The sequence below is a fragment of the Microbacterium sp. Y547 genome, assembly GCF_057669785.1.
The window spans coordinates 51,856-74,111 of record NZ_JBYHFN010000007.1 but is presented as its reverse complement, the minus strand read 5'-3'; the positions used below and the strand labels follow the sequence as shown (position 1 = coordinate 74,111).

Below are 22,256 nucleotides of genomic sequence, written 5' to 3'. Positions count from 1 at the left end.
AGAATGCTGGTCGTCAGCCGCGTCCGAGCATCTTCTGCAGCTCGGCCAGATCCTCGACACTCGGAGCGCCCTTGGCGCCGCCCAGGCCGAAACCCGAGCCGGTCGGCGCAGACGTCTCCGCCTGGATGCCGGCGTTCTCGGCAGCGCGCTTGGCCGGGTTGCCCGAACGCGAGCCCTTCGACTTCTGCTTCTTGCCGCGCTTCGCCGAGGCGCCCGGGCGGGCACCACCGGGAACGGGGCCCATTCCGGGGATGTTCGGCACGCCGCCGCGCGCGACGGTCTTCATCATCTTGGCGGCCTGGTCGAACCGCTGAACGAGCTGGTTGACCTCGGTCACCGTGACACCGGAACCCCGAGCGATACGCAGACGACGTGATCCGTTGAGCACCTTCGGGTTGCGACGCTCACCGGGCGTCATGGAGCGGATGATGGCCTCGGTGCGGTCGATCTCCCGCTCGTCGAAGTCCTCGATCTGCTGCTTCATCTGGCCCATACCCGGGAGCATCCCGAGCATCTTCTTCATCGAGCCCATCTTCTTGATCTGCTGCATCTGCTCGAGGAAGTCCTCGAGCGTGAAGCTCTCTGTCGCGAGCTTCTCGGCCACCTTCATGGCCTCCTCCTCATCGAAGGCATGCTGGGCCTGCTCGATGAGGGTAAGGATGTCGCCGAGGTCGAGGATGCGGCTCGCCATGCGATCAGGGTGGAAGGCTTCGAGGTCGTCGAGTCCTTCGCCCGTCGAGGCGTAGATGATGGGGCGGCCGGTGACCGATGCGACCGACAGCGCGGCACCACCGCGTGCGTCGCCGTCGAGCTTGGACAGCACGACACCGGTGAAATCGACGCCGTCCTGGAAGGCCTTGGCGGTGTTGACGGCGTCCTGGCCGATCATGGCGTCGATGACGAACAGGACTTCGTCGGGGTCGGTCGCCTTGCGGATGTTGGCGGCCTGCTTCATGAGCTCGGCGTCCACACCGAGGCGACCGGCCGTGTCGATGATGACGACGTCGTGCTGCTGGCGACGTGCGACCTCGACACCGTCCTTGGCGACCTTCACGGGGTCGCCGACGCCGTTGCCCGGCTCGGGCGCGTAGATCGCGGCGCCTGCGCGCTCAGCGACGACCTGAAGCTGGTTGACGGCGTTGGGGCGCTGCAGGTCGGCGGCGACGAGAAGCGGGGTGTGGCCGTCCTTCTCGAGACGGTGCGCGAGCTTGCCCGCGAACGTCGTCTTACCCGAGCCCTGCAGACCGGCGAGCATGATGACCGTCGGCGGGTTCTTGGCGAACTGCAGTCGACGCTGCTCACCGCCGAGGATCGCCACGAGCTCTTCGTTGACGATCTGCACGACCTGCTGTGCGGGGTTGAGCGCCCGATTGACTTCGTCGCCGAGGGCGCGCTCGCGCACCTTGCCCGTGAACTCCTTGACGACGACGAGTGCCACGTCGGCGTCGAGGAGCGCGCGCCGGATCTCGCGGACGGTGCCGTCGACGTCAGCCGGTGTGAGCTGTCCCTTCTTCCGGAGATTCCGGAAGGTCTCGGTCAGCCGGTCGGAGAGTGTGCCGAAAGTCGCCATGATGCCCCGATTCTACGGGTTCAGCGCCCGAGCGAGTGCCAGGCGATCTCAGCGCGCGCGTCTTCGGCGTGCCGTGATTTGCGCCCTCAGGCCGGCCCGAGCTCTTGGAAGAGCGTGAGCTGCAGATCGGCCGGGCCACGGACGCGTGCGTTTCGGGAACGCCACGGCGTGTCGCGGGCGGGGGCCTCCACCGCCGCGCCCGCTGCGGCCAGCCGGTCGGTCATCGCGGCGGCGTCCTCGACTTCGAGGGCGACGCGCAGACGATCGCTCGTGCCGTCGTCGGCTTCGACGCGGTCGATGAAGGCGACCTGCGCCGAGTTCGCGAGTTCGAGCGTGGCGCGCCCGGCCCCGAGGATCGCGACCCGTGCGCCGCCGTCGGCCTCATAGGCCTCGAGCTGCGGCATCCCCGCGACGTCGCGGTAGAACGCCAGCGCCTCGTCGAAGTCGGTCGCGTGCACGACGAGCCGAAGCTGCTGCACGGAACCCCCCGGAGCCGGCGGCATCGTGCGCGCCGCGACTTCGCTCGCGAGCGCGAGGAATCGTGCGAGCGACGTGCGTCCCGCGCCATCGAGCGCCCAGGTCTCGAGGGCCGCGAGCACGGCCCCTCCCCACGCGGCACCGGCGACCTCGGCGGTCACCCTGTCGGCGCCGTGAGAGTGCAGGTGCGTCGCGACGGCTCGCGCGATCCGCGCGCTGCGCAGCGCGGCTTCGCGCGGGAGCTCGTCGTCGAGCCCCATCGCCGACGCGTTCGTGACCGCCAGCGCGAACGCGTCGGGCGTGAATCCGTCGGCGAGCGAAAGCACGGCAGCCGCGAGCTCATCGCGCGAGCACGTCTCGAGCGTCCTCTCGAGCTCGCCGATCCATTCGTCGAGCCCCGCCCACAGGACGTCGGACTTCGAGGAGAAGTAGTTGAAGAAGCTCGACCGGCTGACACCGGCGCGCGTCGCGATCTCGACGATCGACGTCGCCTCGAACCCCTGCTCGAGGAAGAGCTCGCACGCCGCCTCGGCGAGAGTGTCTCGCGACGAAGCCTTCGGTCTGCCAGAACCCGCTGCCATGCGTTCAGGCTACGGCCCGCGAAGGGGTGGTGTCGTATCTCCGCACATCAAGACCGCTGGAGCGGCCGTGGTGGGAGACGTCAGTCAGCGCTGGTGACCGAGAGCACATCGCCGTCGGTTCCGAGGTTGACCAGGAGCACGTCGTCGGTCGCGTCCGGGTCCAGCGCGTACTCGAGCACCGCGAACGGGTCCGCTCCCCCGTGCTCGTCGGCGAGGATCGTCATGCTCATGAACTGCAGCGAACGGATCACATCGATCTGCACGTCGCCGGAAATGTCGACGAGCATGTCTTCGAGATCGTCGCCGAGCTCCTGCTGCTGCTGCAGGATGTACTCGATCACTTCGCTCGTGCGGTCGTCGAGCTCTGCCACCATCGCGTTGCGAGCGCTGAGGTCGATCGTCTCCAGCCCCGAGATGAGCCCTGCAGCCACATCGAGCGCCGCCGGTGAGACGTCGGCCTGGTCGGGGGCGGTGAGATCGATCGTCACGGCCTGATCGCCGAGTTCGACGGTCTCCGACCAGAAGATCGAACCGTCAGGCCCTGATTCGAGAAGCCCGAAATAGTCGTGTTCGATCGCCATCTCTCCATGAAACCAGCACGATGCGCGACGCGATAGTCCTGCACGGCGAGTCGAGCATGTCGGATGCCGCAGGTCACTCCACGAGCGACGCGGCGAAGACGTGCGGGGTGAAGCCCGTGAGGTCGCCGATGTTCTCGCCCTGACCGAGCAACTTGACGGGGATCCCCGTCTTCTCTTGGACGGCCAGCACGAATCCGCCCTTGGCCGACCCGTCGAGCTTTGTCAGCACGAGGCCCGTGACCCCGGCGTGCTCGAGGAACGCCTGCGCCTGCATGACGCCGTTCTGGCCCGTGGTGGCATCCAGCACGAGAAGCACTTCGCTGATCGGCGCCTGCTTCTCGATGACCCGTCGGATCTTCGAGAGCTCGTCCATGAGCCCGCCCTTGGTGTGCAGGCGGCCGGCCGTGTCGACCAGCACGATCTCGGTGCCGGTGCGCTTGGCGTACTCGATCGTCTGAAAGGCGACGGATGCCGGGTCCTGCCCCTCCTGCTCGGGTCGAACGATCGCGGCGCCGCCCCGCTCAGCCCAGGTGGCGAGCTGGTCGACGGCCGCCGCGCGGAACGTGTCCGCCGCGCCGACGACGACGGAGCGTCCGTACCGCTGCAGGAACTTCGCGAACTTGCCGATCGTCGTGGTCTTTCCCACACCGTTGACGCCGACGACGAGCACGACCGCGGGGCGCTCGGTGAGCCGCAGCGTCGTGTCGAACTTGGAGAAGTGCTCTTCCAACGTCTCGCGCAGCATGCGCTGCAGGTCGGCGGGATCCGTCGTGCGGAAACGTTCGACCTTCTCGCGCAGTTCGTCGACGATCGTCTCAGTGATGTCGGGGCCGAAGTCAGCCGTCAGCAACGCTGTTTCGAGGTCTTCCCACGTGTTCTCGTCGATCGTGGGCTTGACGAACATGCCGCGCAGCGCTCGACCGAGCGACCAGGAGCTCTGTGCCATGCCTCAACTCTACGAGGCCCAGCCCTACGACGCCGCGCGCTCCTGGATCCGTTGCCCGACGACCGCCGAGACGCCGTCCTGCCGCATGGAGACCCCGTAAAGAGCGTCGGCGATCTCCATCGTGCGCTTCTGGTGGGTGATGACGATGAGCTGACTCGATTCCCGCAGCTGCTCGAAGACGCCGAGCAGACGCCCGAGGTTGGCGTCATCGAGGGCGGCTTCGACCTCGTCGAGGATGTAGAACGGGCTCGGGCGCGCCTTGAAGATCGCCGTCAGCAACGCGACCGCCGCGAGCGAGCGTTCCCCGCCCGAGAGCAGCGACAGCCTCTCGATCTTCTTTCCGACAGGTCGCACCGACACCTCGATGCCCGTAGTCAGCGGGTCGTCCGGGTTGGTCAGCGAGATGCTGCCCGTGCCGCCGGGGAAGAGGATCGGGAACACTTCGCCGAATGCGACGCGGGTGTCTTCGAAGGCCGCGAGGAAGATCGTCTGCATCCGTTCGTCCAGCTCGTCGATGATCGTCAGCAGGTCTTTGCGGGTCTGCGAGAGATCGGCGAGCTGTTCGGTGAGGAACAGGTGTCGCTGTTCGAGGGCCGCGAACTCCTCGAGGGCGAGCGGATTCACCCGCCCGAGTTGTCCGAGCTTCCGCTCGGCGTCCTGCAGGCGCTTGCGCTGCTGCGCCCGATCGTACGGAACCGTCTGGGCGTCCTCCCCGGCCGGGACCTCTGCCCCACCGTCGACCGGCACGGGCTGATCAGGACCATATTCGGAAAGAAGAATATCTTCGTCCAGGCCAAGTTCAGAGGCAACGCGCTCGACCACGCCCGTCACGTGCAGGCGCTTCTCGTGGATCTGGAGCTCCAGGCTGTGCACACTCTCGGTGAGGCCCGCGAGGCGTTCGCGCAAGCCTGACTCGCGCTCGCGCAGCTGCACGAGCTCAGCCGTGAGGGCGGTCCGGGCAGACTCCGCGGCGGCGAGCTCGACACGCGCCTGCGCCATCGAGCGATCGACCGAATCGAGGACGGCAGGCAGCTGCGCGACGACGCTCTCGGCGACATCGCGCTGCGCGCGGCGGATGACCGCCCGCCTCGCTGCCTCGGCGGCGGCCGCGCGTTCGCGCTCGCGCTGACGCACGAGCTGGGCGACGCGGGCTTCGCTCGCGCGGATGCGCTCGCGCAGCGTTTCGACGTCGAGTCGTGCGCGCATCTCGCCGTCGCGCGCCGCTTCGAGCGCGGCGAGCATGCCGTCGCGCGCGGAGGCGTCGAGGATCGGCCGGGGGGCCTGGAGCGCCGCCGTCAGCCGGTCATCGGTGATCCGGGCGGAATCCTCGGCCTCGGCGACAGCCGCCTGCGCCTGGGCGAGTCCCGCCGCGAGCCGTTCGCACTCCGCGACGGCGGACTCGTACCGCACGGTCGCACGGTTGACCTGTTCGGCGTGAGCAGCCAATGCCGCGTCGTGCTCGCGCAGCGTCGTGAGTGCTGTCCGCGTATGCTGTCGCGCGACGTCGAGGCGGTGTGTCGCGTCGCCGAGCGCTTCGCGCAGCGAATGGGCCACGACCGTCAATTCGTCGCGGCGCTCGGCCGCAGCGTCCCGCTCGGCTCCGAGCTCGATGCGCGACCGCGAAGCACCGGCCCCGGCGCGCAGCGAGTGCGGCGTGCAGAGCTCCCCCGAACGGGTCACGATCGTCACCGGCACGGCCGGGTCGATCGCGGCATCGCGGGCGGCAGCGAGGTCATCGGCGATCATCACGAACGACAGGATGCCGAGCAGTCCCTCGGGCCCGCTCACGACATCGCGTGCCGGGGTGAGCCCGGGTGCGCGGGGCACGTCGGCGACCGGCGCGGAGGCGTCGGCGATGACGATGTCGACGACGCCCAGATCGGCGCCGCGCAGCTCGTCGGCGAGCTGGAACGCGGTGTCTGCGTCGTCGACCAGGACTCCCTCGGCGACCGGCCCGAGCACTGCGGCGATGGCCGCCTCGAAGCCGGACTGCACCTGGATCGCGTCGCCGACGAGCCCGCGCAGCCCGGCGCGTGCATCGGCGAGCACGGTCGCCGACGCACTCTTGATCTCGAGCGCCCGCCCGAGCGCCGTCGTCTGCGCCGTGAGGGCTTCGACTTCGCGCTCGGTGGCGTGCAGGCGATCGCGCAGTCCCGCGACTTCTGCCTCGGCGTCCGTCGCATCGCGCTGGGCCCGCTCGTATGCAGCGGCGTGCTCGACGGCGGTGCCTTCGGGCGCCAGATCGGGCTGCACACCGGCGAGCTCCTGCTCTGCCTCGGCACGGCGGATCAGGGCGGCATCGAGCGCCTTCTGCTGGCGTTCGACGGCCGCGCGGACCGCGGTCAGCGCGGACGCCGCTGCCTCGGCTGTGCCGCGCAGTGCCGTCAAGCGCATGTCGTGCTCGGAGACGAGGGCGCTCTGCGCCGCGATGTCGACGTCGAGGGCATCGAGCTCGGCCCGTGCGCGGATCACGTCGCGCGAGGCGGCGGCCGCGGCATCCTGCGCCTGTCCGAGGCCTGCGCCGATGTCGTCGATCTCGGCACGAGCGTCGTCGATCATCTCTTGCGAGACCGTCGTGAGTTCGATGCGCTCATCCTCGGCGTCGCCGAGCAGCGCAAGCCGCTGACCCGCGAGCGTGTACAGACCTCGGACACGCTCCTGCACTCTTTCGAGGTCGAACGCGACCCGCCGAGCCACGTCGACCGCCTCGGAGCGCTGATCGGACTCGAGCTCGCGGATGCGGGCGCGCACATTGTCGAGCTGGTCCTGAAGCACGAGCCGCTCGGCGTGACGCTCCTGCTCGTTGCGCGCATGGTCGGCCAGCTGCGTCCGCAGTGTCGCGAGGTCGTCGGCGAAGAGGCGCGCCTTCGCGTCACGCACGACAGCAGCGATCGTGGCCGCTTCGCGGGCGATCTCGGCCTGTCGCCCGAGCGGCTTCAGCTGCCGGCGCAGTTCGCCCGCCAGGTCGCTGAGGCGCGTCAGATTGGCTTCCATGGCCGCAAGCTTTCGCAGCGTCTTCTCTTTGCGACGCCGATGCTTGAGGATCCCCGCGGCCTCTTCGATGAAGCCTCGGCGGTCTTCGGGGGTGGCCTGCAGCACGTTGTCGAGCCGACCCTGCCCGACGATCACGTGCATCTCGCGGCCGAGACCAGAGTCGCTCAGCAACTCCTGCACGTCGAGCAGCCGACACGCGTCACCGTTGATGGCGTACTCACTCGCCCCATTGCGGAACAGCGTGCGACTGATGCTCACTTCGGCGTACTCGATCGGCAGGGCACCATCACTGTTGTCGATCGTCAGCTGCACCTCGGCCCGACCGAGGGGTCCGCGAGTCGCGGTGCCGGCGAAGATGACGTCCTCCATCTTGCCGCCGCGCAGGGTCTTGGCGCCCTGCTCGCCCATGACCCACGCGAGAGCGTCGACGACGTTGGATTTGCCACTGCCGTTCGGACCGACGATGCACGTGACACCCGGCTCGAAGGCGAAGGTCGTCGGCTGCGCGAAGGACTTGAAGCCCTTGATCGTGACGCTCTTCAGGTGCATGCGCGCGGCTCCGGGGTGGACATTGCGTCAAAAGTAGTCGAAAGGCCCCGGATACCGCGGGCGGCGAGCCGCATCCGAGAGACATCTCGCCTCGACACGCCGAGAATGCTTGCGTGCATTGTATCCCTGCGCTAGCGTGATCGACCGCGTGAGAAGTCGAAAGGAGGTCGCCATGATGATTCGCATGATCGCAGCCGGCAAGGTTCCCGCTGCCCGTGTGCTCACAGGAGCAGTCGCCTCTGCACCGGCGACCGCCTCCTTCTGCGCCGCCTTCCCCACCTTCGGCTGAACCGCCCAGGGGATCGCTCTGCCTTCGGGCGGGCGCCCGCCCGCACATCGGGCTTCGGCTCGTCGCGGCTTTCTGTGCCGCCGCGCGTCACCCGCGCATCCCGGATCGTTCCGATCCATCTCCTATCCTTCCGACTCGAAAGTCGATCATGTCCAAGTACCTCGTCGATGTGCGCACCGCGCCCGTCCTCGTGCCCACTCTCACTCCGGTTGCGCGGCCGGTGCGCCTCGCCGACCGGCTCGCGTTGCGCATCGGTCTCTGGCTGCTGCTGCACAGCACGCGCCATGCAGGGCGCCAGCAGGACCGCGACCTGCACGCCCGCACTCTGACGAACGAGCGCAGCCGCGCCGCACGCGAATCCGCCTTCCTGCGACAGCAACTGCTTTCCCCGCGTGCGTGAGGTGGTGCGGCGCCACGGCGTCGCACCACCTCACCGCCCCCTTACCCACCCCTCTGCTCACCATGGAGTCACCATGACCGGAACAACCCTCGCGGGCCTCGAGCTGCGCCCCATCACCTGCCCCGACCGCATCGGCGACCCGGACGCCGCCGACTTCATCGAGCTCGTCCGTGTCCGCAACCGCGTGTACGAAGAGATCTCGGGACACAGCGACGAGAGCATGACCGCCGCTGAGCTGCTCCCCCACTACCAGGCCGATCCCCACGAGATCCGCCTGCTGTGGGCCGTCATCGTCGACGGCGTCTTCGTCGGCCGGGTCGGCGTAGACATTCCGCAGGAATCGGGATCACGCACCGCGTACTGGCTCATCGAGCTGCTGCGCGACGTGTGGGCCCGCGGCATCGGCTCGGCGGCCTACGACCTCGTCGAACGCGTCGCCCGCGAGCACGGGCGCACCGTGCTGCAGTCCTGGGCGACGCACCCGTCCGCCGATGCACCGCACCTCGATGCCCCGACGGGGGTCGGGTCGATTCCCCGTGACCACGCGGCGCGCTTCTACCTGCGACACGGGTACACGCTCGAGCAGGTCGAGCGCAGCAGCGCCTTCGACCTGACGCGGCCGTTCGACGACGTCGAGAGGCTGTGGCGCGAGGCGGCCGCGGTGGCCACGGACTACCGCGTCGTGCAGTGGTCCCCGCCCACGCCCGACGAGTATCGCGGGGGCTACGCGTGGATGAAGTCCCGCATGTCGACCGACGCGCCGGCAGCGGGGATGGAGATCGACGAAGAGACGTGGGATGCCGCTCGCCTGAGTCGTCACGACCGCACGTACGCCGATACCGGACGCCTGCTGCTCGTGACCGCGGCGCAGCACATCACGACGGGCGAGCTGTGCGCCTTCAACGAGCTCGAAGTCGGTGTCGATCGCGCGGAGGCCTCGCACCAGGAGGACACGCTCGTCCTGCGGGAGCACCGCGGCCATCGGCTGGGCATGCTCGTCAAGTGCGCGGGCCTCATGCGCTGGCACGAGCTCGCACCGCGGTCTCCTCGCGTCATCACATACAACGCAGAAGAGAATCGGCCGATGCTCGACATCAACGAGACGATCGGTTTCGTGCCCATCGCGTACGGCGGTGCGTGGAAGAAGGTGCTCGTGTCGTGATGCTGGCACACTGGCCGAATGGTTCTCCAGACACCGCGCTTGTCGCTGCGCGAGATGTCGGCGGCCGATCTGCCGGCGCTGCGTGCGATCCTTCAGGATGCCGAGACGATGACGGCCTACGAGGGACCGTTCTCGAACGATCAGGTTCGGGGGTGGCTCGATCGCACACTGGAGCGCTACCGAGTGGACGGGTTCGGGCTGTGGGCGGTGGAGCTGCGGGAAACAGGCGAGATGATCGGCCAGTGCGGGCTCACGCGTCAGCTCATCCTGGATCAGGACGTCGTCGAAGTCGGGTACCTGTTCAACCGGTCGCACTGGCACCGCGGCTACGCGACCGAGGCAGCCTCCGCGTGCCGCGATGATGCGTTCGACACCCTCGGCGTCGGACGTCTCTACGCGCAGGTGCGCGACACGAATATCGCGTCCATGAACGTCGCGATCCGCCTGGGCATGACGGTTCGGGGTCGCTTCGTGAAACAGTACCGCGGCGTGGACATGCCGCATCTCGCGTTCGCGATCGACCGCCCTTCCCCGGCCTGAGCCGGGGAGCCGGTCATCGTCGGCGCTGACAGCGCGGACACAGATGCGACGAGCGGTTCATGAACGACACGCGCACGATCGGTCCACCGCAGCGATGGCAGGGCTGGCCCGTGCGGCCGTAAGCGTGCAGAGAGTGCGCGAAGTAGCCCGCCTCGCCGTTGACGTTGACGTACTGGGCGTCGAAGCTCGTGCCGCCTTCGGCGAGGGCCTTGTCGAGGACCGCGCGCACGTGCGCCAGCAATGAGGTGACGGCGCGGGACGAAAGAGCGGATGCCGGCGACTCGGGGTGGATGCGCGCGCCCCAGAGCGCTTCGTCGGCGTAGATATTGCCGATGCCGCTCACCACCGTCTGGTCCAGCAGAACGCGCTTGATGGCCGAGTTCTTGCGTGCGAGGCTGCGCCGGAACCCGACGTCGTCGAACGCGGGATCCAGTGGATCGCGCGCGATGTGCGCGACCTGCGTCGGCACGAGGGCGTCGGGTGTGCCGAACCCGCCGGGCGCTCCGTCCGCCGTCGCGACGAGCTCATCCAGGGCGAGCGAGCCGAAGGTGCGCTGATCGGCGAACACGACGGCGAGGTCGCCGTGCTCGGGGTGCGTGATGTCGAGACGTACGCGTTCGTGTCGCTCCGTCGGGGCACCCGCGGCGCGCAGCAGCAGCTGGCCGCTCATGCCCAGGTGTCCCACGAGCGCTTCGGACGACGCGTCCAGCGGAAGCCACAGGAACTTGCCCCGGCGCGCCGCCGTGCCGATCCTGCGCCCTGTCAGGGCCTGCTCGAAGTGCGCGCGGTCGCCCGAGTGCCGGGTCAGCGCCCGTTGGTCGAGCACCGTCACGGCGGCAACGGTGGAACCCGAGACCGCGGGCGCCAGGCCCGCACGCACCACTTCGACTTCGGGCAGCTCAGGCACGGCCGCTGAGCTCGCGCCACGCGGTGAGTGCGGCAGCCATCTCAGCGTGCTTCTTACTCGTTCCCACGCCGTCGTGTGTGACTCCTGCGACGTTCACGGTGGCCGTGAAGCGCCGGTCGTGGTCGGGACCCGTCGACGTGACCTCGTACGTGGGCGCCGCGGTGCCCAGACGTGCCGCGAGTTCCTGCAGCGCCGTCTTGGGGTCCATCGCCGCGCCGTAGCGCTCAGGGTCTTCGAGCAGAGGGCCGACGAGCCGCAGCACGAGGTCGGTCGCCGCATCCGGACCCGCCGAGAGATAGGCGGCGCCGATGATCGCCTCGGTCGTGTCGGCGAGGATCGAGTCCTTGTCGCGCCCGCCCGTCAGCATCTCGCCGCGACCGAGCTTCACATAGTCGCCGAGGCCGATCGTGCGTGCGACCTCGGCGAGGGCGATGGTCGATACAACGGCAGCGCGACGCTTGGCGAGCGCGCCCTCGTCGAGATCGGGATGCCGCATGTACAGGCGAACCGTGACGGCCTGGCCGAGCACGGCGTCCCCGAGGAACTCGAGACGTTCGTTGTGCGGACCCTGGCCGTTCTCATACGCCCACGAGCGATGCGTGAGGGCAAGCGACAGAAGCTCGGGGTCGATGTCGACCCCGAGCTTGTCGGTGAGACGGGCAGAGCCCGACGTGACAGTCGTCACGGCGTCAGCCGCGATCAGACGTCAGAGACCTTGCGGCCCTTGTACTCCATGAACAACTCGGTGCCCTGCGAGTCGGTGACGACCTTCGCCTGGTGCGGCCGGCTGTAGACGACCTTGCCGTTCTCGATCGTCTTGACGAGCGTGGGGACCTCGGCCTTCCACTGCGCGCGACGCGAACGAGTGTTGGAGCGGGAGACCTTCCGCTTCGGGGGGTTACCTGCCATGACTAGCTCTCTTCTGTGTTCTCGGCACCCGCACGCGGGGCGTCGGTGTCGGGGTCTGTGGTGAAGTCCTGGAGCGCGGCCCAGCGTGGATCGAGGGGTTCGCGCTGCTCTTCGTCGGTGTCTCGGGCCATCCGCTCACCCGTGGCCGGATCGAGGCCGGGGCAATCCGGCTGACACACCGGCTGAAACGGAAGCGACAGGACGATCGCATCCCTGACCGGAGTTTCAAGATCCACGTGGTCGTCTTGAAGCTCGAAGTCAGATGTTTCATCCCCAGGATACGCGAAAAGATCCTGAAACTCGACTTCGACAGGCGCGACGATGTCGGTGAGGCACCGTCCGCACACGCCGCGGTACTCGGTGTCGATCGTCGCCGAGACCAGGATGCCTTCGTGCACCGATTCCAGTCGGACGTCGATCGTGATGGGTTCGCCCGCCTCGACGGCGACGAGACCCTCGCCCCACTTCTCAGGAGCGGTGACGTCGAGCACGTGCTCGCGCATCTCGCCGGCTCGGCGGACGATGTCTCGTACCGGGATGGCGAAAGCGCCGGGTCTGTACCTACTCACGGTCGTCGATCCTACCCGCGCTGCGCGCCTCAGAGGCCGCGCGCGCCCGTGTCGAGGAACCGCGCCACAGGAGCGGGGACGTACGGCGACACATCGCCGCCCAGCGCAGCGACCTGGCGCACGAGTGAGCTCGAGACGAGCGCGTGCGACGGATCGGGCAGCAGGAACACCGTCTCGACATGCGCGAGGTGGCGGTTCACGATCGCCATCGGCGTCTCGTAGGCGACATCGACCTGCGAGCGGATGCCCTTGACGAGCACGCCGGCGTCGACGTCGACGGCGTAGTCGACGAGAAGACCCATGCTCCACGACGCCACGACGACCTCGGATGCGATCCCTGCTTCGCTGATCGACTGCTCGAGCAGGGCCAGTCGCTGCGCGATGGGCAGCATCGCCTCTTTGTCGGGGTTGTGAACGACGAGCACGTGCAGCTGGTCATACAGAGAAGCCGCACGCCGGATGACATCGAGATGCCCGAGCGTCGGGGGGTCGAACGAGCCGGGGACGACGGCGATCCTGGGATTCACTCGTCCAGCGTATCGCCGGGTGCGACCGGCCGCCTCACGTGCGGGCCAGGGCCGCTCGCTCTTCGTGCCCGACGCGGCGTTCGATGGCCGCTTCGAGTCCAGGATGACGCTCCAGGGCAGGGTCTTCGGCCAAGACGCGTTCGGCGGCGATCCGAGCCTCTGCGATGAGATCCGCGTCTTTCACGACCCGCAGAAGGCGCAGCGAGGAACGCGCACCGGACTGCGCATCGCCGAGCACGTCGCCCTCACCGCGGAGTTCGAGGTCGACCTCGGCGAGCTCGAATCCGTCGAGCGTCGCCGCGACGGCTTCGACACGACGCCGAGCGGCGCTGCCCGCCGGCGCCTCGGTCACGAGCAGACAGAGCCCCGGCACCCCGCCTCGGCCGACCCGCCCTCGCAACTGGTGCAGCTGAGAGACACCGAACCGATCGGCCTCGAGGATCGCCATCGTCGAAGCGTTGGGCACGTCGACACCGACCTCGACGACGGTCGTGGCCACGAGCACGTCGACCTCGCCGCGCGCGAACGCCTGCATCACGGCGTCCTTCGTCTCGGACGGCATCTTGCCGTGCAGGATCTCGACCCGGATACCGGCGAAGGACGGATGCCGCGACAACAGGTCGCGGACCTGCACCACCCCCCAGCGCGTCCGCGCAGTCTCGGCGTCGAGCGGTTCGACGAGGGGGTCGGTCTTCTCGTCTTTCGTGAGCGCCTCGGCGTCGATCGCGGCGCACACGACGAACGCCTGGCGCCCGAGCGCGACCTCTTCGGCGATGCGGTCCCACACTCGACCGAACCACGCGGGGCGTTCGGCCAGCGGCGCGACGAATGACTCGATCCCCGCGCGACCGGCGGGCATCGTGCGGATCGTCGAGACGTCGAGGTCGCCGAACACCGTCATCGCGACCGTGCGCGGGATGGGCGTCGCCGTCAGCACGAGCGCGTGTGGCGCTGAGCCCTTCGCACGCAGGGCCTCGCGCTGCTCGACGCCGAAGCGGTGCTGCTCGTCGACGACGACGAGCCCGAGGTCGGCGAACGTCGTCGAATCGCTCAAGAGCGCGTGCGTGCCCACGACGATCCTCGCTTGCCCCGATGCCGTGCGCAGGGCCGCCTTGCGCCGCTCGGCAGCGGTGAGCTGGCCCGTGAGGAGGGTCGGCATGAGTTCCGGGGCGAGGTCGGGTCCGAGCATCCGGGCGATCGAGCGAAGATGCTGGCCCGCGAGCACCTCGGTCGGAGCGATGAGCGCAGACTGCCCGCCGCTCTCGGCGACCTGCAGCATCGCGCGCAGCGCGACGAGCGTCTTGCCCGATCCCACTTCGCCCTGGACGAGCCGGTTCATGGGCCAGCCGCCGACGAGGTCACGCTCGATCTGGTCACCGACCGTGATCTGGTCGGGCGTGCGCTCGAACGGCAGCGCGGCGTCGAAGCGCTCGAGCAGCGAACCGCCCTCACGCCGCGTCGCCGACAGAGCGCGCACGAGGTTGCGCTGCTGCAGCAGGGCAGCCTGCAGCACGAACGCCTCGTGCATGCGCAGCGTCTGGCGCGCGGCGGCGTACTGCACTTCATCGGCCGGACGGTGGATCCATTCGATCGCCTCACGCACCGTCACGAGGCCGTGGCGGATGCGCAGTTCGTCGGGCAGCGGATCCGGCACTTCACCGAGGCCGTCGAGAACGAGTTCGACGATCTTGGTGAATTGCCAGCTGGCCAGCGTGCTCGTCGCGGGGTAGATCGGGATCGGGATCGTCGCGTAGGCCTGCGCGTTCTGGCGCGCCGCGTCTTCGTCGTCGAAGAGCTCGTAGTCGGGGTGCGTCAGCTGCGTCGTACGCCGGTACTCCCCCACCTTGCCGGCGAAGATTCCGCGACGGCCGGGCTGAAGGTCTTTCGCGCGCCAGGCTTGATTGAAGAACGTCAGGCTCAGCTGCCCCTGACCGTCACTGATCACCACTTCGAGTAGCGTGCCCTTGCGGTTCTGCATGCGTCGCTCGTTGACCCGCACGACCTCGGCGACGATCGTGACGGGTTCACCCAGCGGCAGCGAGTCGATCGGTGTGAGTTCGCCGCGGCGCGCATAGCGGCGCGGGTAGTGCGACAGCAGGTCGCCCACCGTGCGCATGTCGAAGGCCTTCGCGAGCGCCGTCGCCGTCTTGCCGCCCACGACGCCGTCGAGACGGGATTCGAGCGTCAGGCCGGGCATGCATCGAGTCTATGCAGGCGCTCGGACGTCGCCTCGTAGGCTGTTGCTTGTGACCAGGATCATCGCGGGCCGTGCAGGTTCCTTCGCTCTGACCGTGCCGGATGCCGGAACACGGCCGACGAGCGATCGTGTGCGCGAATCCCTCTTCAGCGCCCTCGAGTCAGCCGACGAGGTGGAGGGCGCACGCGTGCTCGACCTCTATGCGGGGTCGGGCGCTCTCGGCCTCGAAGCGCTCAGCCGGGGGGCGAGGTCGGTCGACCTCGTCGAGAAGAGCCCGCGCGCGGCGACCGTGGTGCAGAAGAACGCGGACCGCGTCGCCGCCGTCGACGGTGTGGACGGCACCGTGCGCGTGCACCGCACCGCCGTGGTCAGCTACCTGCGCTCGGCGCGGGGGCCGTTCGACCTCGTCTTCATCGATCCGCCGTACGACCTTCCGGCCGATGAGCTCTCCGTCGTGCTCGACCTTCTCGTGCTCCTTCTCGCCCCGGGCGCGACCGTCATCGTCGAACGCGCGACACGCTCGGGCGCGCCGGAGCTCCCGAACGGCCTGGAGGCGATCCGGGACAAGCGCTACGGCGACACGACCCTGTGGTGGTCCGGCACATCAGCCGACGTGTGAGTCCCAGTCCTGATACGGGTCCCAGCCTCCGCGGCCGGCATACGGGCGCCCGCCCACGAGCACGGGCGAGTCGCCTGCCGCGGTGACGCGACCGATCGCCCGGAACCCCTCGGGGACCGCGAGGTCGCCGGGGAACGCGGCGAGGAGCGCATGGTCTTCACCGCCGCTCAGCTCTGCCTCATCGAGCGCGCCGTCGAGGTCGATCGTGACGCCCGAGGCCTCCGCCATGCGGGTCGCATCGAGCACGAGGCCGTCCGACACGTCCATCAGCGCCGTCGCTCCGGCTTCGGCGGCCACGGCGCCCAGGGCGACAGGCGGCGACGGACGCAGCTGCGCGGCGAGATCGCGCGCTTCGTCGGCCGTCAGCACCGTCGGGTCGACGGGGACCGGCTGACCGGCGGCATCCCGGAACCGCGAGAACAGCAGATGCAGACCCCGCCCAGCAAGTCCGAGCTCGCCCGCGACGGCGACCGTGTCACCGACACGCGCCCCCGAGCGCAGGAGGGGCGCGCGGCCGCCGAGCGATCCGAGGGCCGTCACGGCCACCGTCAGGGTGTCCGACACCGTCAGGTCACCGCCTTCGACGGCGCACCCGGGCGCGAGCGCGTCGCAGGCCGCCCGCAGCCCCTCGGCGAGTCCGTCGACGAAGGACGCGCGGGTGTCGTCGGGCATCGCGAGAGCGACCAGCAGCGCCGTCGGCCGCGCCCCCATCGCCGCGATGTCCGACAGATTGACCGCGGCAGATTTCCACCCGAGGTCGAAAGCGCTCGACCAGGCGAGACGGAAGTCCGGTCCGTGCACGAGGGTGTCCACGCTCGCCACGACGCGCCCGTCGGGCATCGCCAGCACGGCGGCGTCGTCGCCGGGCCCGACGAGCGCCTCAGAGGGGCTCAGTCGATCCAGGATTCGGCGCAGGATGGCGCCCTCGCTGAGGTCTCCGATACGAGGGTCGTTCGCGGCAGTGGTCACCCGTCCACGCTAGCGTCGCCCGGCGCCGGCGCGTCGCGGGGACGGTTAGCCTAAAGGGGTGCGTGCATCCCGCGTCCTCTCCTCCCTCTTCCTCACGACAGCTCTCGTCGCCGTCCTAGCGGGGTGCTCGACGACCGTCGCCCTGCAGCCCGCGCCCGATGCGAACGATCCGCTCTGCGCCGAGATCTCCGTGCGTCTGCCGGGCTCGATCGACGGTGAGCAGCGACGCTGGACCGACGCGCAGGCGACGGGCGCGTGGGGCTCGGCCGACACGTCGGTGATCCTGTCCTGCGGCGTCACCCCACCCGGTCCGACAGAGGCCCGCTGCATCACGCTCGGGGGCATCGACTGGGTCGTCGACGAATCACGGGCCCCCAGCTATCTCGTGACGACCTACGGCCGCACCCCCGCGGTCGAGGTCTTCATCGACAACGAGGTCGTGTCCTCCAACGCTGTGCTGGATCGACTCGGCCCCATCATCTCGGCGGCCATCCCGGCCGAACGCGCGTGCATCGACACGAGTGACGCCCTGCCGGGCGCCGAGGGTTAGGCGCTCGGTGCGAACGCCGCGTCGATGAGCTCGCCGATGAGTTCGGGATACGTCATCCCGGATTCGATCCAGCAGCGCGGGAACATCGAGATCGGCGTGAAGCCGGGCATCGTGTTGACCTCGTTGACGAAGAACTCGGTGCCGGTGAAGAAGAAGTCCACGCGCGCAAGCCCTTCGCCGCCGAGGGCTTCGAACGCCTGCGCGGCGATCCGCTGCATCTCGGCCTGCTCCCCCGGGTTCATCACAGCGGGGCACACGAGCTCCACGCCCGCCGCACCGAGGTACTTCGCTTCGAAGTCGTAGAAGTCCCGACCCGTGATGACGATCTCGCCGGGCACGCTGACGCGTGGCTCGGCGCCGTCGCGCCCCGGCAGCACGCCGCACTCGATCTCGCGACCGGACACGGCCTGCTCGACGAGCACGGTCCGATCCTCGGCGAAGGCGACCTCGAGCGCAGCGTCGAGCTCGTCCCAATCGGACACCTTCGACACGCCCACGCTCGAACCGGCCCGCGCGGGCTTGACGAAGACGGGCAGGCCGAGTGAACGGATGCGGCGTTCCCACCGGTCGCGCGCGCGGGCGAGGTCGGCGCGGGTCACCGATACCCAGGGCACGACCGGCACGCCTGACGCCTTGAGAGCGGACTTCGTGGCGTGCTTGTCCATGCCGATCGCTGACATCAGGACGCCGGCTCCCACGTAGGGCAGACCGAGCATCTCGAGCATGCCCTGCATGGCGCCGTCCTCGCCGAACCGGCCGTGCAGGATCGGGAAGACGACGTCGATGTCGCCGAGCGACCTCGTGCCCGAGGCGTCGGTGACCTTCAGTTCACGCGTCCGTGTCGAATCCGGCCACAGGATGCGCGTGCCGTTGTCGACGACCTCGGGAAGGTGCTCGGCGTCGAGGGCGAACTTGTCGGGGTCGTCGTCTTCGAGCACGAACGCCCCGTCACGCGTGATGCCGATCGGCACGACGCGGAAGCGTTCACGGTCGATCGCGCGTAGGACGCCCCCCGCCGTCGCGGAACTGATCGAATGCTCGCTGGAGCGACCGCCAAAGAGCACCGCCACCGCCGGCCTGTCCATTCTTGGTCCTCTCCCCTTGGGGTGTGTCGTCGTCCGTCGTCAGGTGCGGCGCGATGTCGCGGGGGTTCATGGTGCCGTCGAGCACGCGTTTGACCTGCTCGACGATGGGCATCTCAACGCCCACTTCACGGGCCAGCTGCAGGATGGGCGCGACCGATGCGAGCCCTTCGGCCGTCTGGTTCATCTGCTTGACGACGTCGTCGAAGCGGTAGCCCTGCCCCAGCAGTCGCCCCGCCGTGTTGTTGCGGCTGAGCGGTGACTGGCATGTCGCGATGAGGTCTCCGAGGCCCGCGAGTCCCTGCAGCGTGTCAGCCTGCGCGCCGAAGGCGACGGCGAAGTCGGTCATCTCGACGAGTCCCCGCGTGATGATGGCGGCCTTGGTGTTCTCGCCGTAGCCGACGCCGTCGACGATGCCGATCGCGACGGCGATCAGGTTCTTGAGCACGCCTCCGAACTCGGTCCCGATCACATCGGTGTTCACGAACGTGCGGAAATACGGGTTGCGCGCGCACCGGGCGACGGCCTCGGCGGTGTCCTGGCTCGTCGACGAGATGACCGCGGCCGTCGGCTGCTCGCGCGCGATCTCGAGCGCGAGATTGGGGCCGGACGCGACCGCGATCCGGTACGCGTCGATGTGCAGCTCCTGCTCGATGACCTGACTCATGCGCAGGCCCGAGCGTCGTTCGACGCCCTTCATGAGCGAGACGATCGGTGCCTCGGACTGCGCGACGAGCGGTCGCACGGCTTTGAGGTTCTGCCGCAGCGCCTGGCTGGGGATCGAGAGGTAGACCTGTTCGGCACCGTCGAGCGCTTCGGAGAGGTGATGGGTCGCCGACATCGACCGGGGCAGGTTGACGCCGGGGAGGTACTCGCTGTTGCGCTTGCCCTCCTGGATCTCGTGCGCCAGTTCGGGGCGACGTGCCCACATCGTGACGTCCGCTCCGCCGTCGGCGAGGATCTTTCCGAAGGTCGTGCCCCAGCTTCCGGCGCCGATCACGGCGACGCGGGGTCGTGCTGCACCTTGTCTACGGCTCAAGGCGGCCCGTCTCCCTCTGACCGTGAGCGGACGGATTCCATCGCTCTGCGGGAGCGGGCTCATCGCGCAGCTCGGCCAGTAGGCGGGCGATCTCGCCCATCAGGATGTCCGTGGCCTCGACGAGCGCTGCGGGCTGGTGCGCGCGGCCGTCGAACGCCGACAGGTCGATGGGGTCGCCGACCGAGACCAGCACGCGGCGGCGCAGCGGCCACAAGCGCGGCTTGCCGTAGCGCGGCATGATCTGCTGCACGCCCCACTGGGCCATGGGGATGAGCGGGATGCCGCCCTCGAGGGCGAGACGCACTGCGCCGGTCTTGCCGCGCATGGGCCACATGTCGGGGTCGCGGGTGAGCGAGCCCTCGGGGTACACGACGACACCGCGACCGTGCTCGACGAGCTGCTCGGATGCCGCGAGGGTCTGGCGCGCCGTCGCGGCGGAGGCCTGACGGGCCACCGGGATCATACCTGTGGCGCGCAACGCCGCCCCGAGGACGGGCACGCGGAACAGGCTCTCCTTCGCCATGAAACGCGGCGCGCGGCCCATCTTCCAGACCGCGACCGCGACCGCCACGGGATCCAGCTCGGAGTAGTGGTTGGGGGCGAGCACGTACGCGCCCTCGCGCGGGAGCTTCTCGGGGTTGCGGATCTCGATCTTCATGAGCAGCCCCGCCAGCGGCACGACGACCCCCGCGAGCGGCCAGAAAACACTCGGGCGGCGCTTCTCAGCCGACGCACGGAGTCGTGTCGATGCCACCGTCTTATCCCACGACGTCGAAGTCGGCGCCCAGTGCATCGAGCTTGGCGAAGAACTTCTCGTAGCCTCGCCGGATGATGCCGACGTTGCGCACGATCGACTCGCCTTCGGCCGCGAGAGCAGCGATGACGTAGCTGTACCCGCCACGCAGGTCGGGCACCTCGACGTCGGCCCCGTGCAGGGCTGAGGGCCCCTGGATGACGGCGGCCTGCTCGAGCGCGCGTCGCGGCACGCGCCGTTCAGAACTCTCGATGCCGTTCGGGTGCACCACGATGTCGGCGCCCATCTTGTTGAGCGCATCCGTGAAGCCGAGCCGGTTCTCATAGACCGTCTCGTGCACGGTCGAGGTGCCGTGCGCCTGGGTCAGGGCGACGACGAGCGGCTGCTGCCAGTCCGTCATGAACCCCGGGTGCACGTCGGTTTCGACCACGACGGGCTTGAGGTCACCGCCGCGGCGGAAGCGGATCCCGTCCTCGCGGACGTCGAACCAGCCGCCCACCTTGCGGAAGACGTTGAGGAACGTCAGCATCTCCTGCTGCTTCGCTCCGCCGACGAAGATGTCGCCGTCGGTCGCGAGAGCGGCACACGCCCAGGATGCGGCTTCGTTGCGATCGAAGATCGCTCGGTGGTCGTAGCCGTCGAGACGGTCCACGCCTTCGATGAAGATGACGCGGTTGGGCTCGTACGAGATGATCGCGCCCATCTTCTGCAGCACGGCGATCAGGTCCATGATCTCGGGCTCGATCGCGGCGTTGCGGAGCTCCGTGGTGCCCTTCGCGCGGACGGCCGTAAGGAGCACCTGCTCGGTCGCACCGACGCTCGGGTACGGCAGCACGATGTTCGCTCCGTGCAGGCCGTCCGGAGCGGTGATCCGGATGCCCTCGTAGCTCTTGTCGACGACGGCACCGAAGGCCCGCAGGGCGTCCATGTGGAAGTTGATCGGCCGGTCACCGATGCGGCATCCGCCCAAGTCCGGGATGAGCGCCTCACCGAGCAGGTGCAGCAGCGGCCCGCAGAACAGGATCGGGATGCGCGAGGCCCCGGCGTGGGCGTCGATCTCTTCGAAGTGCGCCGTGACGGCACCCGAGGGGTCGAGGCGGATCGTGCCCTCTTCGTCACCGTCCTCGACGCGGACTCCGTGCACCTCGAGCAGCGAGCGGACGACCTGGACATCGCTGATGTCCGGCACGTCGCGCAGCGTGCTCGTGGTCTCGCCCAGAAGGGCGGCGACCATCGCCTTCGTGACGAGGTTCTTCGCACCCTTGACTTCGACCCGACCCGAAAGCGGTCGCCCGCCTCGGATCGCGAGGACCTCTCCGGATGCTTCCTTGTCGCCCGCCGGGGCGGAGTCGTTGAGAAGGATCTTCATCCAGGGGACCTCACTTGTGTTTGACGAGGAACGGCAATGTGGTGCGGATCTGCACCCTTGTGGGGTGCATCTCCTGGCTTACGGGACGGGGAGCGTCCGCGGCCGCCATGCCTCGCGGCGGGCCTCGAACTGCGCGATCTTGTCTTCGTTGCGCAGCGTGAGCCCGATGTCATCGAGCCCTTCGAGAAGCCGCCACCTAGTGTAATCATCGATGTCGAAAGCGACCGACATCTCACCCACGGACGCTGTACGGGTGTTGAGGTCGACCGTCATCCGGATGCCGGGCTGCGCCTCGAGCGCCGCCCAGATCGCTTCGAGGTCGTCTTCGGAGACGACGCCCGTGACGAGTCCCTGCTTGCCCGCGTTGCCGCGGAAGATGTCGCCGAAGCGCGTAGAGAGCACGACGCCGAACCCGAAGTCGCGCAGCGCCCACACGGCATGCTCGCGGCTCGATCCCGTGCCGAAGTCCTGACCGGCGACGAGGATCGACGCACCCTGGTACACGGACTGGTTGAGGATGAACTCGGGGTCACGGCGCCAGTTGGCGAAGAGGGCGTCCTCAAAGCCGGTCTTCGTGACGCGCTTGAGGTACACGGCCGGAATGATCTGGTCGGTGTCGACGGACGAGCGCTTGAACGGCACCGCGATGCCGGTGTGCGTGCTGAACTTCTCCACG

General features: G+C 68.9%; 22 protein-coding genes. 5 read left to right on the top strand and 17 right to left on the bottom strand.

From position 1 onward, the window contains the following. Positions 1-13: 13 nt before the first annotated feature. The 5 genes from ffh to smc form a co-directional block, all read right to left on the bottom strand. Complete coding sequence (gene ffh / locus AC25Y0_RS11920; protein ID WP_488123350.1) at positions 14-1,570, bottom strand: signal recognition particle protein; 1,557 nt, start codon at positions 1,568-1,570, stop codon at positions 14-16. A gap of 86 nt (positions 1,571-1,656) precedes the next feature. Beyond that, a complete protein-coding gene (locus tag AC25Y0_RS11915) occupies positions 1,657-2,628 on the bottom strand; it encodes a TetR family transcriptional regulator (protein ID WP_488134713.1) in 972 nt (323 codons plus the stop codon). An 80-nt stretch (positions 2,629-2,708) separates the two neighbouring features. Continuing rightward, positions 2,709-3,209, bottom strand: a complete 501-nt coding sequence (locus AC25Y0_RS11910; RefSeq protein WP_488123352.1) for a DUF2004 domain-containing protein — start codon at positions 3,207-3,209, stop codon at positions 2,709-2,711. Between the two features lie 73 nt (positions 3,210-3,282). Next, entirely contained in the window at positions 3,283-4,155 is an 873-nt protein-coding gene (gene ftsY / locus AC25Y0_RS11905; protein ID WP_488123353.1) for a signal recognition particle-docking protein FtsY, read from the bottom strand. Between the two features lie 24 nt (positions 4,156-4,179). Next, the gene (gene smc, locus AC25Y0_RS11900) at positions 4,180-7,698 is read right to left on the bottom strand and encodes a chromosome segregation protein SMC (protein WP_488134712.1); all 3,519 of its coding nucleotides are present in this window, start codon (positions 7,696-7,698) and stop codon (positions 4,180-4,182) included. A gap of 437 nt (positions 7,699-8,135) precedes the next feature. On the opposite strand from smc, the gene AC25Y0_RS11895 reads away from it, so the two are divergent. The 3 genes from AC25Y0_RS11895 to AC25Y0_RS11885 all read left to right on the top strand — a co-directional run bounded on the left by AC25Y0_RS11895 (position 8,136) and on the right by AC25Y0_RS11885 (position 10,089). Next, complete coding sequence (locus tag AC25Y0_RS11895; RefSeq protein ID WP_488123355.1) at positions 8,136-8,387, top strand: hypothetical protein; 252 nt, start codon at positions 8,136-8,138, stop codon at positions 8,385-8,387. 73 nt (positions 8,388-8,460) lie between these two features. Further along, the gene (locus AC25Y0_RS11890; RefSeq protein ID WP_488134711.1) at positions 8,461-9,549 is read left to right on the top strand and encodes a GNAT family N-acetyltransferase; all 1,089 of its coding nucleotides are present in this window, start codon (positions 8,461-8,463) and stop codon (positions 9,547-9,549) included. Positions 9,550-9,567: 18 nt separating this feature from the next. Beyond that, positions 9,568-10,089: a GNAT family N-acetyltransferase gene (locus AC25Y0_RS11885; protein WP_488123357.1), complete on the top strand. Its 522-nt coding sequence runs from the start codon at positions 9,568-9,570 to the stop codon at positions 10,087-10,089. A gap of 13 nt (positions 10,090-10,102) precedes the next feature. On the opposite strand, the gene mutM is transcribed toward AC25Y0_RS11885, so the two are convergent. The 6 genes from mutM to AC25Y0_RS11855 all read right to left on the bottom strand — a co-directional run bounded on the left by mutM (position 10,103) and on the right by AC25Y0_RS11855 (position 15,198). Further along, positions 10,103-10,996 (bottom strand): bifunctional DNA-formamidopyrimidine glycosylase/DNA-(apurinic or apyrimidinic site) lyase, encoded by an 894-nt coding sequence (gene mutM / locus AC25Y0_RS11880; RefSeq protein ID WP_488134710.1) that lies wholly within the window; start codon positions 10,994-10,996, stop codon positions 10,103-10,105. Beyond that, a complete protein-coding gene (gene rnc / locus AC25Y0_RS11875) occupies positions 10,989-11,681 on the bottom strand; it encodes a ribonuclease III (protein WP_488123359.1) in 693 nt (230 codons plus the stop codon). Before rnc ends, mutM begins: the two co-directional genes overlap by 8 nt. 14 nt (positions 11,682-11,695) lie before the next feature. Then, on the bottom strand, positions 11,696-11,905 hold the full coding sequence (gene rpmF, locus AC25Y0_RS11870; RefSeq protein ID WP_488123360.1) for a 50S ribosomal protein L32: 210 nt from the start codon (positions 11,903-11,905) through the stop codon (positions 11,696-11,698). A gap of 2 nt (positions 11,906-11,907) precedes the next feature. Next, positions 11,908-12,408, bottom strand: coding sequence for a YceD family protein (locus AC25Y0_RS11865; RefSeq protein ID WP_488123439.1), 501 nt, complete (start codon positions 12,406-12,408; stop codon positions 11,908-11,910). 95 nt (positions 12,409-12,503) lie between these two features. After that, the gene (coaD, locus tag AC25Y0_RS11860; RefSeq protein ID WP_488123361.1) at positions 12,504-13,001 is read right to left on the bottom strand and encodes a pantetheine-phosphate adenylyltransferase; all 498 of its coding nucleotides are present in this window, start codon (positions 12,999-13,001) and stop codon (positions 12,504-12,506) included. 34 nt (positions 13,002-13,035) lie between these two features. Further along, positions 13,036-15,198, bottom strand: a complete 2,163-nt coding sequence (locus AC25Y0_RS11855; protein WP_488123362.1) for an ATP-dependent DNA helicase RecG — start codon at positions 15,196-15,198, stop codon at positions 13,036-13,038. A 49-nt stretch (positions 15,199-15,247) separates the two neighbouring features. On the opposite strand from AC25Y0_RS11855, the gene rsmD reads away from it, so the two are divergent. Continuing rightward, positions 15,248-15,817, top strand: coding sequence for a 16S rRNA (guanine(966)-N(2))-methyltransferase RsmD (rsmD, locus tag AC25Y0_RS11850; protein ID WP_488123363.1), 570 nt, complete (start codon positions 15,248-15,250; stop codon positions 15,815-15,817). Here rsmD and thiL read toward each other — a convergent pair. Next, the gene (gene thiL / locus AC25Y0_RS11845) at positions 15,803-16,786 is read right to left on the bottom strand and encodes a thiamine-phosphate kinase (protein WP_488123364.1); all 984 of its coding nucleotides are present in this window, start codon (positions 16,784-16,786) and stop codon (positions 15,803-15,805) included. The genes rsmD and thiL overlap by 15 nt on opposite strands. A 58-nt stretch (positions 16,787-16,844) precedes the next feature. On the opposite strand from thiL, the gene AC25Y0_RS11840 reads away from it, so the two are divergent. Next, positions 16,845-17,336, top strand: a complete 492-nt coding sequence (locus AC25Y0_RS11840) for a DUF3515 family protein (protein WP_488134709.1) — start codon at positions 16,845-16,847, stop codon at positions 17,334-17,336. On the opposite strand, the gene AC25Y0_RS11835 is transcribed toward AC25Y0_RS11840, so the two are convergent. The 5 genes from AC25Y0_RS11835 to leuD form a co-directional block, all read right to left on the bottom strand. Next, a complete protein-coding gene (locus AC25Y0_RS11835) occupies positions 17,333-18,421 on the bottom strand; it encodes a D-alanine--D-alanine ligase family protein (RefSeq protein ID WP_488134708.1) in 1,089 nt (362 codons plus the stop codon). The two genes, AC25Y0_RS11840 and AC25Y0_RS11835, sit on opposite strands and share 4 nt — an antisense overlap. Beyond that, positions 18,321-19,418 carry an NAD(P)H-dependent glycerol-3-phosphate dehydrogenase gene (locus AC25Y0_RS11830; RefSeq protein ID WP_488123367.1) on the bottom strand — a complete coding sequence of 366 codons (1,098 nt, stop codon included), beginning with the start codon at positions 19,416-19,418 and terminating at the stop codon, positions 18,321-18,323. The genes AC25Y0_RS11835 and AC25Y0_RS11830 overlap by 101 nt, the downstream gene beginning before the upstream one ends. A 28-nt stretch (positions 19,419-19,446) precedes the next feature. Beyond that, positions 19,447-20,250: a lysophospholipid acyltransferase family protein gene (locus AC25Y0_RS11825; RefSeq protein ID WP_488123368.1), complete on the bottom strand. Its 804-nt coding sequence runs from the start codon at positions 20,248-20,250 to the stop codon at positions 19,447-19,449. Then, the gene (murA, locus tag AC25Y0_RS11820; RefSeq protein WP_488123369.1) at positions 20,216-21,580 is read right to left on the bottom strand and encodes a UDP-N-acetylglucosamine 1-carboxyvinyltransferase; all 1,365 of its coding nucleotides are present in this window, start codon (positions 21,578-21,580) and stop codon (positions 20,216-20,218) included. The genes AC25Y0_RS11825 and murA overlap by 35 nt, the downstream gene beginning before the upstream one ends. Before the next feature lie 78 nt (positions 21,581-21,658). Further along, on the bottom strand, positions 21,659-22,255 hold the full coding sequence (gene leuD / locus AC25Y0_RS11815; protein ID WP_488123370.1) for a 3-isopropylmalate dehydratase small subunit: 597 nt from the start codon (positions 22,253-22,255) through the stop codon (positions 21,659-21,661). Position 22,256: the final 1 nt, after the last annotated feature.

Coding starts and splice junctions, on each gene's coding strand:
- ftsY (WP_488123353.1), bottom strand. CDS start 4,155: ATGGCACAGAGCTCCTGGTCGCTCGGTCGAGCGCTGCGCGGCATGTTC.
- AC25Y0_RS11910 (WP_488123352.1), bottom strand. CDS start 3,209: ATGGCGATCGAACACGACTATTTCGGGCTTCTCGAATCAGGGCCTGAC.
- rpmF (WP_488123360.1), bottom strand. CDS start 11,905: ATGGCAGGTAACCCCCCGAAGCGGAAGGTCTCCCGCTCCAACACTCGT.
- AC25Y0_RS11885 (WP_488123357.1), top strand. CDS start 9,568: ATGGTTCTCCAGACACCGCGCTTGTCGCTGCGCGAGATGTCGGCGGCC.
- AC25Y0_RS11825 (WP_488123368.1), bottom strand. CDS start 20,250: ATGCACTGGGCGCCGACTTCGACGTCGTGGGATAAGACGGTGGCATCG.
- AC25Y0_RS11915 (WP_488134713.1), bottom strand. CDS start 2,628: ATGGCAGCGGGTTCTGGCAGACCGAAGGCTTCGTCGCGAGACACTCTC.
- AC25Y0_RS11855 (WP_488123362.1), bottom strand. CDS start 15,198: ATGCCCGGCCTGACGCTCGAATCCCGTCTCGACGGCGTCGTGGGCGGC.
- AC25Y0_RS11895 (WP_488123355.1), top strand. CDS start 8,136: ATGTCCAAGTACCTCGTCGATGTGCGCACCGCGCCCGTCCTCGTGCCC.
- AC25Y0_RS11835 (WP_488134708.1), bottom strand. CDS start 18,421: ATGGACAGGCCGGCGGTGGCGGTGCTCTTTGGCGGTCGCTCCAGCGAG.
- AC25Y0_RS11890 (WP_488134711.1), top strand. CDS start 8,461: ATGACCGGAACAACCCTCGCGGGCCTCGAGCTGCGCCCCATCACCTGC.
- ffh (WP_488123350.1), bottom strand. CDS start 1,570: ATGGCGACTTTCGGCACACTCTCCGACCGGCTGACCGAGACCTTCCGG.
- smc (WP_488134712.1), bottom strand. CDS start 7,698: ATGCACCTGAAGAGCGTCACGATCAAGGGCTTCAAGTCCTTCGCGCAG.
- AC25Y0_RS11865 (WP_488123439.1), bottom strand. CDS start 12,408: ATGCGCGAGCACGTGCTCGACGTCACCGCTCCTGAGAAGTGGGGCGAG.
- murA (WP_488123369.1), bottom strand. CDS start 21,580: ATGAAGATCCTTCTCAACGACTCCGCCCCGGCGGGCGACAAGGAAGCA.